Origin of the sequence: Frankia sp. Hr75.2, assembly GCF_949319125.1 — a bacterium.
Classification (GTDB): domain Bacteria; phylum Actinomycetota; class Actinomycetes; order Frankiales; family Frankiaceae; genus Parafrankia; species Parafrankia soli.
The window spans coordinates 1-13,523 of record NZ_CASGGV010000320.1 but is presented as its reverse complement, the minus strand read 5'-3'; the positions used below and the strand labels follow the sequence as shown (position 1 = coordinate 13,523).

Sequence of the window (13,523 nt, the reverse complement as noted above, 5' to 3'; positions counted from 1 at the left end):
GGGCTGGAGGCGGCCGCATGATCACCGGTCGCGGACCAGCGGTCCCGTCCCGGCATCCACATAGAGCCAGCGGCCGTCGATCCGCGTGAACGTGCTGCGCTCGTGCTGCACGCGACGCTCGCCGTCCGCCGAGCGCGCGATCGCGCGGAATTCCACGACACCGGTGTCGTCGCCCGGGCCGCCGTTCACGGTGTCGACGATCTGCAGGGCGCGCCAGGTCATACCGACGTCCAGGTCCAGGCGCTTGGGGCGCGTCGAGGGATGCCAGGTGCGCAGCAGGTACGGCGCGAGGCCGCGGGCGAAGGCGCTGTAGCGGGATCGCATGAGCGCCTCGGCGGTCGGCGCCGGGTTCCCGAGATGGAAAGGCTCGCAGCACTCCGCGTACTCCCGGTGGGAGCCGCACGGGCACTGGTCGACGACGCTCATGCGGTGCGGCGTGGCGTCACGAGAGAGTAGGCCAACTCCGCCTGCCGGCCCTCAGGACCCCTGCCAGCGCGCCCGCGTGCCTCGGCAACCTCGGCGATCCAGGTCGCCGGGTCAAGCGCCGGCCCCGGCGAGCTCGGACTCCGGCGAGGTGCCTTGTTCGTGCGCGTGTGACGAGCGCGGCCGCTGATCGGTGTGCGCGGCCGAGAGCCGGCGACCGCACGCATCCACGTGGGCGCCATCATCTCGGTCAGGAGGGACCTCCACGAGCGCACGGCGTGGGCTGAGCTGATGCCCGTCAGGGTATCGCGGTGGCGGTCTCGGTAGTCCACGACGCCCGGCGGGCGCGCGGCGAGACCTGCCGGCTGCTTCGGGGGGTTCACACGGACACGGAAGGCCTTTCTCGGCTGACCGCGTCGAGCAGCAGCGCTGCGGCCACGGTCACCCCGTCGCTGCGAATCGTGCAGCCCAGGGCTGTCGCGCGTGCGCGGGTCTCGGGGGTCAGAGCGGTGCTGAGCGCGGCGGACAGGGACTCGGTGGTCGGAGCCGGACCGTCGTGTGCCGCGCCGACACCCAGGTCCGCTACCCGGCCAGCCCGGTACAGCTGGTCACCCGCCTGGGTTACCACCACCTGAGGAACGCCAGCCTGGGCTGCCGTCGTCTCCGCAGGGGCGTTGATCCGGGGGTGAGACGGGGGTGAGAACCGTCGACGGTCCAGGATGGGACGGGCGTGGACGTCAGCCGGGCGGCGAGCGGTGGTCGAGGAGGCCGAGGTGGCGGTGGATCGGGCGGGCACGCCACTGGTCTGGTACGTCAGTTACGGGTCGAACCTGCGGTCGTCGCGGCTGGCCTACTACCTGGCGGGCGGGACGATGCCGGGTACGACCCACGTCTACCCGGGTTGCCGTGACCGTCGTCCGCCGCGTGCCACCGCGCCGCTCCTGTTGCCGGGATCGGTGTACTTCGCCCTGGAGTCGAAGGTCTGGGGTGGTGGGATGGCGTTCTACGACCCGGCGGTGCCCGGTCTGGCCGCGGCCCGCGCGTACCTGCTCAGCCGCCAGCAGTTCGTCGACATCGCGGCGCAGGAGATGCACCGGGAACCCGGCGGCGACCTCGACCTGACCGCTCTGCTCGGCGCCGGCCGGGCTGTTCTCGGGCCCGGCCGGTACGAGACGGTGCTGCTCGTCGGCCACTGGGGTCCGGTGCCGTTGCTGACGTTCACCGCCCCGTGGGGGCTGGCCGACGTCGCTCTCACCGCTCCTTCCGGGGCCTACCTGGACATGCTGGCGGCCGGGTTGCGGGAGGGCAACGGCTGGCCGCCGGCGCGGATCGCCGCCTACCTGGCCGGGCTGCCCGGCGCCCACGGCGTCTGGCAGCCCGACGAGATCGCCGGACGTCTCACCGCCGCGGACGTGACCGAATCCGCCGGGTGATCCCTCCTCACCTGGGCGTGATGTCCGTCAGGAAGGCGGCGAGCGCCGCGCGCAGCGGCCCGATGTTCCCCAGCAGGAGATGCCCGCCACGCGGCAGGACGAGCAGGTTCCCGCGCGGCAGGCGGTCGACGACAGCCCGCGCGGCGGCGGGCCGGGGGAGCGGGGAGTCCTCAGCGGTGACGACCAGCGTCGGGACGCTGATCTCCTCCCAGGGCAGCTGGTCGGCGAGCATCTCGGGTGCGGTCACGACGTTGTCGAAGATCATGCCGGCGTGGCGGGGGTGCACCGGCAGCAGGGTGGTCATGATCTCGGCCAGTTCGGCCTGGCCGTCGGCGTCCAGGTTCGTCCAGCCGACGCCGCTGGCGCGGGCGACCAGTGACGGGCGGACGGTGGTCAGCCAGGTCGGCCGCTCCGAGCGCAGCATCGCCCGCAGGACGAACGTCGGGGGCAGCCGTAGCGGCCTGGCCGCGGGCAGCACCGGGGACTCCAGCACGAGTCGTTCGACCCGATCCCGGTGGCTGAGGGCCAGCCGCGCCGCGGCCATCGAACCGGCGGACAGCGAGACGACGTGGGCCCGGTCGAGGCTCAGGGCGTCGAGCAGCGCGGCCAGCGCGTCGGCCTGGCCGGTGGTGGTGGCGCCCGGGGGCAGCTCGGAGCCCAGGTAGCCGTACCGGGACACCGCGATCGTGCGGTGACCGGGGCCGAGGCGCCGGCGTGACCAGTCCGCCGCCTGGTCCCAGCCGCCGTTGTTGCCGTGCACGACCAGCACCGGTGTTCCCTCGCCGAGATCGAGGTACTCCACGGCGCCCTGCGGTGTCGAGACGGTGCGCAGCGGCGCGGGTGGGGCGGCGAGCCGACGGCGTGCGGCTGCGAGGTCTCGTCGGTAGCGACTCACCTGCGATGATCCTCCATCGGACGGCCGGAGAGCGACGGGCGGAGTGCCGGGCGGAGTGACGGCGGGTGTGACCGGTTCCGAGGCCACTGCCTGCTGGTTGTATCAAATTTTTTGAAAATTTCTGAAAACTTAGCGCGGACGGAGTCCTGCTGTGCCGACCAGGAAGACGCCTGCCGAGCCCGACGGTAAGGCGGTGCTCCGCTACACCGAGCGGTTCGCCGGCGTGCTGCGCGAGGCTGGTCTGCCGCGGATGCCGGCCCTGGTGTTCGTCTGCTTGTACGCGTCCGAGGCGGAGAGCCTGAGCGCCGCGGAGCTCGCCGAACGCCTCGGCGTCAGCCTCGCGTCGATCTCCGGCGCGGTGCGGATGCTGACCGGAGCAGGCATCATCGTGCGCGAGCGGCCGGCCGGTGAACGGCAGGATCGGTTTCGCGTCGACGCCGACGTGTGGCTGAACATCATGCGCAGCCGGGACGTGGCGCTGGCCCGCTGGGAGGAGCAGATCCGGGCGGGCATCGAGGTCGCCGGGCCGGACAGCGTCGCCGGCCGACGGCTGGCGGAGTCCCTGGCCTTCTTCGACTTCATGCGCCGGGAACTCACCGACATGCTCCGGCGCTGGGAGGCCACCGGCCGCTCCGGCGCCTGAGAGCTGATGCACGTCGGCCGAGTCCGCGTTGGGGCGGTCCTGGGTCGCCGCGCCTGCCATCGATGGACGGGTAGGGGGCGTTCGTTCTCGCCCGGTGGGTGTCGCGTTCTGTCGGAGGCGGCTGGCACGGGTAGGGCGAGGACAGGCTCCGGATGCTCGAATCCGAGGTCGGGGTGCTGTCCGATCTGCGTCCCGCTGTGGGGTAGCCGGCCGTGACCGGGTTCCATCTTCGCGGTCTGCTGCGACGCCTCGCCGACCATCAGGCGAGCTATGTGATCGTCGGTGGGGTCGGTACCCGTCTGCAGGGTTCTCCCAACATCACCGGTGATCTCGACATCGTTTGTCGGTGAGCAGTCCGAATTAGCGTTCGACCTGGTTGAGCCAGGAGGGGCCGGTCGGGGCGAAGTGGACGTGGAAGCGGGGGTGACGGCCCAGCCAGGTCCTGATCTCGGCGGTGTTGTGGGTGGAGTAGTTGTCGCAGACCAGGTGGACATAGAGGTCGGCCGGCACGGTTTTGTCGATGAGGGTCAGGAAGCGGCGGAACTCGATGGCGCGGTGGCGACGGTGGAGCTCGCCGACGACGGTGCCGTCGGCGATGTCGAAGGCGGCGAACAGGCTGGTGATGCCGTGGCGCAGGTAGTCGTGGGTGCGCCGTTCGGGCATGCCGGGCATCATCGGCAGGGAGCGGTCGAGGGACTGGATCTGGCTTTTCTCGTCGGCGCAGAGCACGACCGCCTTCTCCGGCGGGTTGTGAAATTTCTACCGGAATCTCATGCGGAACAATCAGATCCAGCTGCTTTCGGTTCTTCTTCGCGTCACGGCGCGTCGCTTCAGTGGTTCACGCGACTTCGGTACCGTCCGCGCCTGGCGGATGCCCTGCGCTCGTATCCTGTTCCGTGCGTCATTTTCCGGAATTAAGGAATGGATATATGGAACTCCGTGTGCGGCGGCACCTCATGCTACTGGTAGTGGTGCTGCTGGCTAGTTTTTCCTTCATTGTGCCGGCGCTGGCTGAAACGACTCCCATCCGGACGGCCATGGCCGGCTTCGACGGCCGTCCAGCCGATGGGCCAGCCGCGAAACACCTCAAGGTCAACACCTACAACCTGTATCTTGGCGCCGACCTCTCCCCAATCATCGCCGCCCCAAATCTAGCGGAGATGATCCGCCAGACCAGAATCGCCTACCGGCACGTGCTGTGGGCTGACTTCCCTGCGCGGGCGCGGGCGATTGCCAGGCTGCTCGCCCGGCAACGGCCCGACGTGCTCGGCCTGCAGGAGGTCGCGCTGTGGAAAGAGGGCCCGATCGACGGTCCGCTGCGCACCACTGTCGACTACCTGCCGATCCTGCTCAAGGCGCTCAGGGAACAGGGCCTGAACTACGAGGTTGCCGCGAAGAACACCAACTTCACCGCCCAGTCGCCGATCGGTCCTACCCGACAGGTGAGCTTGACCGATCACGATGCGATTCTTGTGCGAACCGGCACCACCGGCCGGTGGCGAGTCAGCCACTCCGAGTCGCATGATTACATGGCTCGGTTGACCATCCCGACCGCGGCGGGACCGATCACGATTCCACGCGGCTGGTCAGCGGTCGACGTGACGGCTCGGGGCCGGACGGTACGAGTCGCCAATACCCATCTTGACCCCGACAGCCCGCAGATCCGTAACGCCCAGGCGGAAGAGCTGCGTACCAAGCTCGCCACCGCGGCACACCCGGTGGTCCTGCTCGGTGATCTGAACGCACCGCCCAGTGACCCCACTGGCCCGTACGCTCTTTTCGCTCAGGACGGGTATACGGACGCGTGGACGGCGATCCATGGCCCCGATGGCGGCTTCACCGCCACTCAGATAGACCTTGATGCGGTGCCGTCAACTCTTTACGAGCGCATCGACTACGTGCTGTACAATTCTATGCGTCCCGAAGATTCAGATTCCGGACACATTCAGGTGGTTCGGGCGACCGTAATCGGCAACAAACTGCGCGACCGGACCCTCTCTGGGTTGTGGCCTTCCGATCACGCGGGCGTTGTAGCCACACTCGCGATCTCCCGTCCATAGCATTAACCTGCGTTTTCTCGGCGGCGTACCAGAGCACCTCTGCCCGTCTCGAGGATCATGAGAAGTGGCAAATGCTGTTACCTGGTATTTCTCGGTTGTGGGGGACGTCGTTGGCTGGGGGAGTCCCACCACGACCAAGAACCTCGATCCGGCGGGGATGTGGTGGGTGCTCCAAACGTCGCTATCGGCGTTCGTTGACGATGTAGGTGCGTATGGACGAGCGGTCGAGGAAACGGGCCTCGTCCTCGGCGATGATCCGCCCGATCTCCTCGCCGGCGAGGGCGTCGACCGTCTTCCGGTACATTTCCTCGCTCTCGTAGGTCAGCTCGGTCATGACGTCGAACAGCCGCTCCGTGGCGCGACCCGGGGCCATGTGACCGGTCCGGTGTTCGGTGCCCTCCACCGCGAAGTTGCGCCGGTAGTCGGAATAGAAGGGCAGCAGCCTGCTCACCAGGGGAACGTGTTTCTCCTCGTAGTAGGCGATGAACTCGTCCATCGTGAGGCCTGGCCTGCGGCTCATGAGGGACACGATCTTGATCACACGCTCTCCCTGGAGATCGACGGTTCGAGCGCGGCCGCGAGCGCCCCGTACACGTCGTGCAGGAAACCCCACGGTGCGTGGTGTGTGCGGGCGGGCCACGAAGCCACCGTGGATGACGCCGGGGGCCTGTGTCGCAGTTTCCTGAGAAGTGACCCCCTGGGACCTGGTGGGGCGCGAGGCGCGCGGTGGCCTGACGGATGATCAGTTCATGTCGAAGATCCTCCAAGGTCCGATGACGATCGGGCTGAGCGGTTCGTGCGGGACCGAGGGACGGCGAGGTATGCGGCCCGGCAGGCAAGCCGTGGAGGCCGGGCGACAGCGACGGCCGGCCAGCCTCCGGCGGTGAGGTGGACGTCCGATCCCGGCCTGCGGGTGCAGGTGGAGGCGATCCTCGCGCTGCTTCCCGAGGACAGGCTCCGGATGCTCGAAATCGAGGTCGGGGTGCTGTCCGATCTGCGTCCCGCTGCGGGGTAGCCGGCTGTGACCGGGTTCCATCTTCGCGGCCAGCGTGGTCAGGGGTGCGGCCGACACCCAGCCGCACCGGGGACTGTCAGGCCCCGGCACTCTCGGTGGCGAGGCGAGCGAGTACGTCGGCGTGACACGGCTCGTCCAGCGGGCACCAGCACGCCAGCTGATGGCCGGCGAGGTCGGGCAGGTGGTCGAGTACCCAGGAGCGGGAGACCATCCCCACACGCCGGCCCCCGGGCAGCTCGTCCGGTCCCTCACCGGCGAGCCATGCGGCGTACCGCCGGATGGCGTCGGCCCGGCCACACTCACGGTGATCGAACGGGTTACCCCACGGGGTGGTCCGGTCGACCTTCTCGGCGCCCGCCGGCATGCGCCACCCCGGGACGCGGGACAGCCGGATGCGGGCCGGGGTGGTGGTCATACTGCCTCCAGGTCGTGCTGCGCGACGTCGTACCTGACGGAGGGGAAGCGCATCAACGTCATGCCCGACTCCGCTGAGGTGACCACACAGCAGGCGGCTGACTTCCTGACCGTGTCCCGGCCCTATTCGATCAGGCTGTTGGAGTCCGGCGAGATCCTGTTCTGTCTGGTCGGTACCCATCGGCGGGTCAGGTTCCGTGACCTCCACGAGTACCGGAGCCGCGACGACCTGGAGCGCGGGGGTGCGGCCGACGACCTGACCGGGCTGACCCAGGAGCTGGGGATGCACTGACCGATGGCCTTCACGGTGGTGGTCTACGACGCCAGCGTGCTCCACCCGAACACGTTGCGCGATCTGCTGATCCGGATTGCTGGGAGGGAACAGCCGGGCTCACTGCTACCCGGACTTCCACCCCCGGCAGACGCTGGCTGTCAAGGGCCACCGAGAAGGCGATTCTGCTCGCCGGCACCTATCGGGATCAACCGGCCGTCCTGAAGGTACTCACCGACCAGGCACAGTCGTGGCGGGAACGGTTCGGCGAAAGCGCCGCCTACGAGGCGTTCACCGCCGCGCCGCCACCGGTGCACGTCCCGCCGCTGATGCGCTCCTGCGCAGTTCCCCGTTTCACACCTGACTGCGGCAAGCATCGGTGGAAGTGGAAGCCCTGCAACAATGACTTCCTCCCCGGCATTCAACGACTCCACGCTCTTCTCCCTGTCGGCCGCCCGGTTGCGATGGTGGAGCCCGCTCCACACACGGACGCCCGGACCGCGTTGGGGTGGCGCCGAGGGCATGGGGCGCCGCGGGGACGGGCCCTCCCTGTCGGTCTCGGGTGAGACATCCGCCGGGCTACCGACCCTCCGAACGCAACACTGCCTTCGGAATCAGCGGTTATGGAGTGTGGGCGCCCTCAATCAGCATGCCGACCAGGAAGGTCGCGACTGTTTGCTCAAGTGCCTCGGCGAAAGGAACGTGCATGAATGCCAGGCTCGGATCGGCGTCGTAGGCGGCGAGGACGGCGGGGGCGGGATGACTGTGGGTCCACAGGGCTCCCACGAGGATTATGATCATGCTGGCTGCTCGGGCGGAACGTTCTTCCTTGAGCTCGGGGAGTAGGCGTTGGAGGAGCGTGGCAAGTCCGACCAGGCTGTCGCGTGCACCCTGCTTGTACCGGGTTGCGACCTCGATGGAGACGTTGCGCTCCAGCACTCCGGCCTGTGCGCTGAGCAGTTCGCAGAGCATCGGGTGAGTTGCAAACGAGGTGGCGAGTGCGCTGGCCACGGATTGGGCCCTGCTGTGCGGCGGGGCGGATGGGTCGACGTTCGACTGCAGTGCCTCGTCGATCTCTGCCAGGAGTTCGGCGGCGGCGTGGTCGAGGAGGTCGAGGAGCACGGCCTCGCGCGACTCGAAGTAGCGCAGCACGTTGGACTTCGCCAGTCCGACGCGGCGGCTCAGCTCGTTCAGGCTCAGCGCTGCGACGGGCATCTCATCGAGCATCGTGGCGGCAGTCTGGAGGATGCTCTGCCGCCGCACGGTGCGCTGCTCCTCGCTCCTGGCGCGTTGGAAAGCTGTCACACCACCCATTCTAGGAGACCGCCGGTCTCTTGACTATAGACCGTCGGTCTCTTACTCTTCGGGGGTCGGTGGTCCGATCGAGGGTCGAGGGCTGCCGGTCGGAGGCGCACCTCCCGTTGGCGGGCAACGTCAACCGATCGCACGGACCCCTCCCTGCGTGCGGCACGAAGATCGTCGCAGCTATGCCGTCGGCTACGGCGCCGAACCCTCCTCGCCCTGCGTCGCGCCCTGTCGGGTCGCGCGTTCAACGCACTCGCGGGGCGCGCGCTCCACTGTTCACCCGCGACGGTTGAGCCGGCTCGAGGGTGCGCGCCCGAAGTCGGGACCCACGTCCCGCCACTGGCGACGGCCGACAGGAACCGCCTGCGGCGCCGACCTCGAACTGCACAACGCGATACAGACCGGCGGTCTCTTGACTGGAGACCATCGGTCTCTTACAGTAGAGACCGATGGTCTGATAGATGCTTCCCGACCCGATTGGGTGTCGGCCAGTACCTGCTCGGACAGCGCCCCCGGCCTGGCCGGAGTGCAACACCACGACACGGCGAAGTGCAACACCACGACACGGCGAAAGGAACTGACATGACCAAGAAGGTAGCTCTGGTCACCGGCGCCTCCTCCGGCATAGGCGAGGCCACCGCCCGTCAACTCCATGAGGCCGGCTTCATCGTTTACGGCGCTGCTCGCCGAGCCGACCGGATGACGGCGTTGGCGGCCTCGGGCGTACGTACGCTCTCGCTCGACGTCACCGATGAGACTTCGACCAAGAACGCGGTCGCTGAGATCCTCGCGGCTGAAGGCCGCATTGACGTTCTTGTCAACAACGCCGGGTACGGCTCATACGGCGCGCTGGAAGACGTCCCGATGCGCGAGGCCCGCGCGCAGATCGAGGTCAACCTGTTCGGTCTGGCCCATCTGACTCAGCTGGTGCTGCCAGCCATGCGTGCCCAGCGCAGTGGCACCATCATCAACATCAGCTCCATGGGTGGACGGTTCGCCACACCCATGGGTGCGTGGTACCACGCCAGTAAGTACGCCGTCGAAGGACTCAGCGACGCGTTGCGCCTGGAGCTCAAGCGGTTCGGCATCGCTGTCCTGCTCATCGAGCCGGGCTCGATCCGGACCGAGTGGGGCGCGATCGCTGCCGAGAAGCTACGCACCACCTCCGGCCAGGGGCCGTACGCCGAGCAGGCAAACGCCATGGCTGCGTCGCTGGAGTCCAGCTCACGCCCTGACGCGAGGATGACTTCGCCGACCAGCGTCATCGCCAAAGCCGTCACCAAGGCAGCCGCCGCCCGCCGACCCCACACCCGCTACCGCGTCGGCTTCGGTGCCCGGCCGCTCATCTTCCTCAGCAAGATCCTGCCCGACCGGACCTTCGACGCCCTGGTCAAGCGCTCCTCCGGCGTTCCGGCCTGAACCGCCACTGCGGCCACTCCCGCCTGTCGAGCCCGGTTATCGCCCGGGTCCGGGGAGCGGCGCCCGAAGGTCCGTGATCCCGTCCAGGGCGGCGAGGGCGACCAGCGTGCCACCGCCGACGGCCTGGAGCGCACGGGCGCCTGGAGCGGCATCCTGTCGTAGGCGCCGGGCAGCGGGCCGGTGGCGTCCACCCTCCGCCGTGGTGCGGCTGAACCGCGCGACGGCACCCGCCCGCGGGTACGACCCCGCCGGGCACCGGGCCGCGTCAGACCGGGAGGTCGCCCGTCAAGGTGCGCCGTCCAAGCGAACCCGGCCGCCCGAGGCTTCGACCCGGTCGCGGATTCGCACGGCTCGCCGTTCGTCAACGCCGCTCAGGCCACCGGCCTCGGTCGCCGTGACGCTGAAGTGGACCCGCTGCTCGATCCGGGCCGGCGACATAGCTCTACCAGCCCAGATTTGAGAACCTCGACCCGGCGGGATGCGGTGGGTGCTCCCGGCGTCGTTATCGCTGAGGCCTGAGGCCTGGGGCCGCGGTAACCGGCGCCGGCTCGGCCGCGCCGGGTGTACGGCCCCACGAACAATTATCCGACATGAATCCGAGTGTGGTGCCGGGAAACAGCGCCGCCCGGTCCCCGCCGAGCTGCGGCGCCCCGCCCAGAACACCCCGGATCACGCTAAGGCGCAGCTCACGGGTACGGCAGTGGCAATGGTGTGTCCCTCCACCTTCCGTCTGCGCGCCCGGCTTTCACCTAAGGACCACCCGCTGGCGAGACAATCTCGGTGACAACGTCTGACCTACGCGTGGGGGTGAACCTTGCGTAACCGGGAGCACCCTCGCGGTTGTCGAGTTGTTGCGTAGCGACGCCGGGTGTTGGGGAAAGGTTTGGTCGAACGCGTCAACCTAATTACGTCAACCGCCGCTCTTAGGAGGGGGAAACACCCGAACGGCAGCTGGGCTATCTCGGCGCGTGGCGCCGCCGTGGCCAGCGCCTACCAGAGCAGGAGCGTCAATGACGGATTGTTCCGACGGCCCTTCCACCATCCTGTCGAAGCGAACGGTCCCGCCGGATGACGCGGCGCGAGGGATCAATCAGGAGGGATCCCATGGATCCCGGCGGCGTCCCACGGCACGTCGGCTGTCCCGCACCCTCGGCAGACTGACGGCACTGGCCCTGACCGGGCTCGTGACCGTGGCGGTCGCCGGCCCGGCGACGGCCGCCGGCCCCGGAGGCGGTCCGGGAGGCGGCCCGGGAAGCGATGGCGGTGGGAGGCCGGCTCCGAGTGTGGACGGGGTGAGGGTTGGCTGGCTGCCCAGCGGCGTCAGCTTCACCAGCGCCGTGCCGAGCACCCGGATCGAGAGCGAAGTCATCATCGGCACGTTCGAGGGTGGCGGCACCACTGTTCGTCTGACAGTCCAGCGGGATACGCCCGAGGCGACGCTCGATGACGTGGCCAGCGCCTACGCGCAGTACTACCCCGGCAGCCAGCGTGGACGGGTCGCGCTGCGGGGCACCGAGGCTGTCACCCTGCTGGCCAGCGGCGGCGGTATCTCCGAGATGACCTGGGTGGAAGGCGACCCGTCCGTCGTGCTGACCGTAAGCGGCCGGGTCGGTGAGAACGGGACCACCCCGCCGGGCCTGCTGCCCGAGGCCGACCTGCTCCGAATCGCCGAGTCGCTCACCGTCGGCCCGGCGCCGACGCCGACGGCCTGGCAGAGGCTGTCGGAGCCGCTGATCCGCGTCGCGTTCGCGGTCGGTCTCAACAGCTCCGAGGCTCCGCCGCGGGTGCCGCTGGCCGCCGTGGAGAACGGCCAGCGCCTGGTCGGCGTGCTGGAGAAGTTCCGCACCACCTACCCGGGGCTGAGCGCGCGGGTCACCGTCAACCAGATCTACTTCTGGGCGCAGGACCACGCCTCGGTCAGGTTTACGGTCGCCTACACCTACCAGGGCCGGTCCGGTTCCATCGGCAGCACCGGCGAGGCGGTCTTCACTCACGGCTCGTGGAAGGTCTCGGAGGAGACCTACCACAGCGTGCTGGGGTTCGCGTCCCTGCTCGGCAGCGCTCCCGCCTAGCCCGTCGACCGGCGGCTCCCCGGAAGCCGCGCGGCCAGGGGGCGCCGCGCCGCCGGAGCCAGTGACTGCCGGCCGACTCTCGGCCTCGGCGCGCCCAGCGGGGCGGCGGCTCGCGTCATGGCGGGCCGCCGCCCCATCGACGTGCACGCAGCGGTGCTGGGCGGCGCGGGCCAATCAATGGGGGCATTGGATGGACGACGCGTCCCACGAGTCGTTCGAGGATTTCGTCACTGCCTCGGCCGACCGTCTGATGAGGACGGCCTTTCTGCTGACCGGTAACCGCCACGCGGCCGAGGACCTGCTCCAGGGTGCCCTGGAGCGCACCTACCAGCGCTGGGGCAGGGAACGCATCATCGCTCCGGAGGCCTATGTCCGCCGTGTGCTGGTGAACGCGGCCTCGAGCCGGTGGCGGTCGCGACAGTTCCGGGAGGAGCCGTTGGACGCGGCGGCCGAACGGGCCGGTGCGGACGGCATGCCGGATCTGGCGGTGCGGGACCAGGTGCTGAGGGCCCTGCGCGAACTACCGAAACGACAACGCGCGGTGGTCGTCCTGCGTTACTTCGACGACCTGCCGGAAGCCGCGGTGGCCGAGATCCTCGGATGCAGCGTCGGCTCGGTGAAGACCCACGCGTCACGGGCGCTGGCCCGGCTGCGTGGGAGCCAGCATCTGGGGGATGTCCGCGTCCGAATCGAGAGGAGGCGTTGATGCCGGCCGACAACGCTTACCCCGGCCCCGGCCCCGGCCCCGGCCCCGATTCCGGGTCCGGGTCCGGGTCTACCTCCGCATCTGATCTGGCCTTCGAACAGACGCTGCGCGAACTGTTCGACCGGGCCACACGGTCCGTCGTGGCACCGGCCGACCTGACCGTCAGGGTGTGCGCACCGGCTCCGCCGCGTCATCAGCGAGGAGGGCGTAAAGCACTCGTGCTCGTAGCGGCGGCGCTGGCCACGAGCTCAGTGATCATCGGCGGCCTGACCGTCGAAAGACACCTCCCTTCCGACCGCGGGCTGAACGTCATCACACCGGCGGCCGGAAGCCCGCTCCCCGGACCGGCCACCGGCGCGACCACGCATCCGGGCGTTCCGCCGGCCGGCGTGGCAACCGTCCCGCCAGCCGCCCCCGTGCCGCCGGACCAGGCCACCGTGGACGAGATCACGACGGCGTTCACCGAGGCATTCGACGGGGACGACAACATCGACGACGGGTTGGCCTACGTCCAGAACGGCGAGCGGTACCGCGACATCACACGGGGTTTCATCCAGCGTTATCCAGGTGTCGTCGGCAACCTCAAGGTACAGCTTGAGAACATCACGCTGATCGCCGGCAACCAGGCCCGAGCGACCATCATCCTCACCCACACCGACCCCCAACTCGGCAGGAAATGGGGGTACCAGATCAGACGAGAGGTGGTAGCCGTCCGCGTCGACGGCCATTGGTTGGTGAGTTCCGGCACGTACTCGTTCCTCGTCGGATCCGCCTGATCGGAAGCGTCCGTACACCAGGGCGCACCACCCGGAATGTGCGCCGGGAATATGCGATCCTGCCGGACATGATGAAGAGAACAAGCACGGG

Annotated in this window: 16 protein-coding genes and 1 pseudogene; 10 read left to right on the top strand and 7 right to left on the bottom strand. The window is 69.0% G+C overall.

The features are described from left to right. Positions 1 to 21: 21 nt before the first annotated feature. Together AC559T_RS28840 and AC559T_RS28835 are read right to left on the bottom strand one after the other, a co-directional pair. A complete protein-coding gene (locus tag AC559T_RS28840; RefSeq protein WP_498870728.1) occupies positions 22 to 426 on the bottom strand; it encodes a YchJ family protein in 405 nt (134 codons plus the stop codon). 376 nt (positions 427 to 802) lie between these two features. Next, the gene (locus AC559T_RS28835; protein ID WP_498870727.1) at positions 803 to 1,054 is read right to left on the bottom strand and encodes a hypothetical protein; all 252 of its coding nucleotides are present in this window, start codon (positions 1,052 to 1,054) and stop codon (positions 803 to 805) included. 142 nt (positions 1,055 to 1,196) lie between these two features. Between AC559T_RS28835 and AC559T_RS28830 the strand changes: the two genes are divergently transcribed. Next, the gene (locus tag AC559T_RS28830; RefSeq protein WP_498870726.1) at positions 1,197 to 1,856 is read left to right on the top strand and encodes a histone deacetylase; all 660 of its coding nucleotides are present in this window, start codon (positions 1,197 to 1,199) and stop codon (positions 1,854 to 1,856) included. Positions 1,857 to 1,863: 7 nt separating this feature from the next. On the opposite strand, the gene AC559T_RS28825 is transcribed toward AC559T_RS28830, so the two are convergent. Then, on the bottom strand, positions 1,864 to 2,751 hold the full coding sequence (locus tag AC559T_RS28825) for an alpha/beta fold hydrolase (RefSeq protein ID WP_498870725.1): 888 nt from the start codon (positions 2,749 to 2,751) through the stop codon (positions 1,864 to 1,866). A gap of 151 nt (positions 2,752 to 2,902) precedes the next feature. Here AC559T_RS28825 and AC559T_RS28820 point away from each other — a divergent pair, with 151 nt between their 5' ends. Both AC559T_RS28820 and AC559T_RS28815 read left to right on the top strand, forming a co-directional pair. Next, positions 2,903 to 3,394, top strand: coding sequence for a GbsR/MarR family transcriptional regulator (locus tag AC559T_RS28820; RefSeq protein ID WP_071064623.1), 492 nt, complete (start codon positions 2,903 to 2,905; stop codon positions 3,392 to 3,394). 212 nt (positions 3,395 to 3,606) lie between these two features. Beyond that, on the top strand, positions 3,607 to 3,744 hold the full coding sequence (locus AC559T_RS28815) for a hypothetical protein (protein ID WP_498870724.1): 138 nt from the start codon (positions 3,607 to 3,609) through the stop codon (positions 3,742 to 3,744). A 13-nt stretch (positions 3,745 to 3,757) separates the two neighbouring features. Here the strand turns inward: AC559T_RS28815 and AC559T_RS28810 are convergent. After that, positions 3,758 to 4,144 (bottom strand): annotated as a pseudogene (locus tag AC559T_RS28810) (IS630 family transposase); the annotation flags it as partial. Positions 4,145 to 4,362: 218 nt separating this feature from the next. Here AC559T_RS28810 and AC559T_RS28805 point away from each other — a divergent pair. Then, entirely contained in the window at positions 4,363 to 5,454 is a 1,092-nt protein-coding gene (locus AC559T_RS28805) for an endonuclease/exonuclease/phosphatase family protein (protein ID WP_498870723.1), read from the top strand. Positions 5,455 to 5,635: 181 nt separating this feature from the next. Here AC559T_RS28805 and AC559T_RS28800 read toward each other — a convergent pair whose 3' ends face one another. Beyond that, positions 5,636 to 5,995: an EthD domain-containing protein gene (locus tag AC559T_RS28800; protein WP_112108533.1), complete on the bottom strand. Its 360-nt coding sequence runs from the start codon at positions 5,993 to 5,995 to the stop codon at positions 5,636 to 5,638. Positions 5,996 to 6,337: 342 nt separating this feature from the next. On the opposite strand from AC559T_RS28800, the gene AC559T_RS28795 reads away from it, so the two are divergent. Further along, positions 6,338 to 6,469: a hypothetical protein gene (locus tag AC559T_RS28795; RefSeq protein ID WP_306769286.1), complete on the top strand. Its 132-nt coding sequence runs from the start codon at positions 6,338 to 6,340 to the stop codon at positions 6,467 to 6,469. Between the two features lie 76 nt (positions 6,470 to 6,545). Here the strand turns inward: AC559T_RS28795 and AC559T_RS28790 are convergent, their stop codons facing one another. Beyond that, entirely contained in the window at positions 6,546 to 6,884 is a 339-nt protein-coding gene (locus tag AC559T_RS28790) for a DUF4326 domain-containing protein (protein WP_112108535.1), read from the bottom strand. 60 nt (positions 6,885 to 6,944) lie between these two features. Between AC559T_RS28790 and AC559T_RS28785 the strand changes: the two genes are divergently transcribed. Beyond that, entirely contained in the window at positions 6,945 to 7,175 is a 231-nt protein-coding gene (locus tag AC559T_RS28785; protein ID WP_112108536.1) for an excisionase family DNA-binding protein, read from the top strand. Between the two features lie 600 nt (positions 7,176 to 7,775). Here AC559T_RS28785 and AC559T_RS28780 read toward each other — a convergent pair. After that, a complete protein-coding gene (locus AC559T_RS28780; protein ID WP_498870722.1) occupies positions 7,776 to 8,468 on the bottom strand; it encodes a TetR/AcrR family transcriptional regulator in 693 nt (230 codons plus the stop codon). Positions 8,469 to 9,041: 573 nt separating this feature from the next. Here AC559T_RS28780 and AC559T_RS28775 point away from each other — a divergent pair. From AC559T_RS28775 to AC559T_RS28760, 4 genes are all read left to right on the top strand, one after another. Further along, complete coding sequence (locus AC559T_RS28775; protein ID WP_498870721.1) at positions 9,042 to 9,878, top strand: oxidoreductase; 837 nt, start codon at positions 9,042 to 9,044, stop codon at positions 9,876 to 9,878. Between the two features lie 1,292 nt (positions 9,879 to 11,170). Next, positions 11,171 to 11,950 carry an MTB12 C-terminal domain-containing protein gene (locus AC559T_RS28770; protein WP_498870720.1) on the top strand — a complete coding sequence of 260 codons (780 nt, stop codon included), beginning with the start codon at positions 11,171 to 11,173 and terminating at the stop codon, positions 11,948 to 11,950. 190 nt (positions 11,951 to 12,140) lie between these two features. Continuing rightward, complete coding sequence (locus AC559T_RS28765) at positions 12,141 to 12,656, top strand: SigE family RNA polymerase sigma factor (protein ID WP_498870719.1); 516 nt, start codon at positions 12,141 to 12,143, stop codon at positions 12,654 to 12,656. A gap of 218 nt (positions 12,657 to 12,874) precedes the next feature. Continuing rightward, on the top strand, positions 12,875 to 13,432 hold the full coding sequence (locus tag AC559T_RS28760; protein WP_235013591.1) for an MTB12 C-terminal domain-containing protein: 558 nt from the start codon (positions 12,875 to 12,877) through the stop codon (positions 13,430 to 13,432). Positions 13,433 to 13,523: the final 91 nt, after the last annotated feature.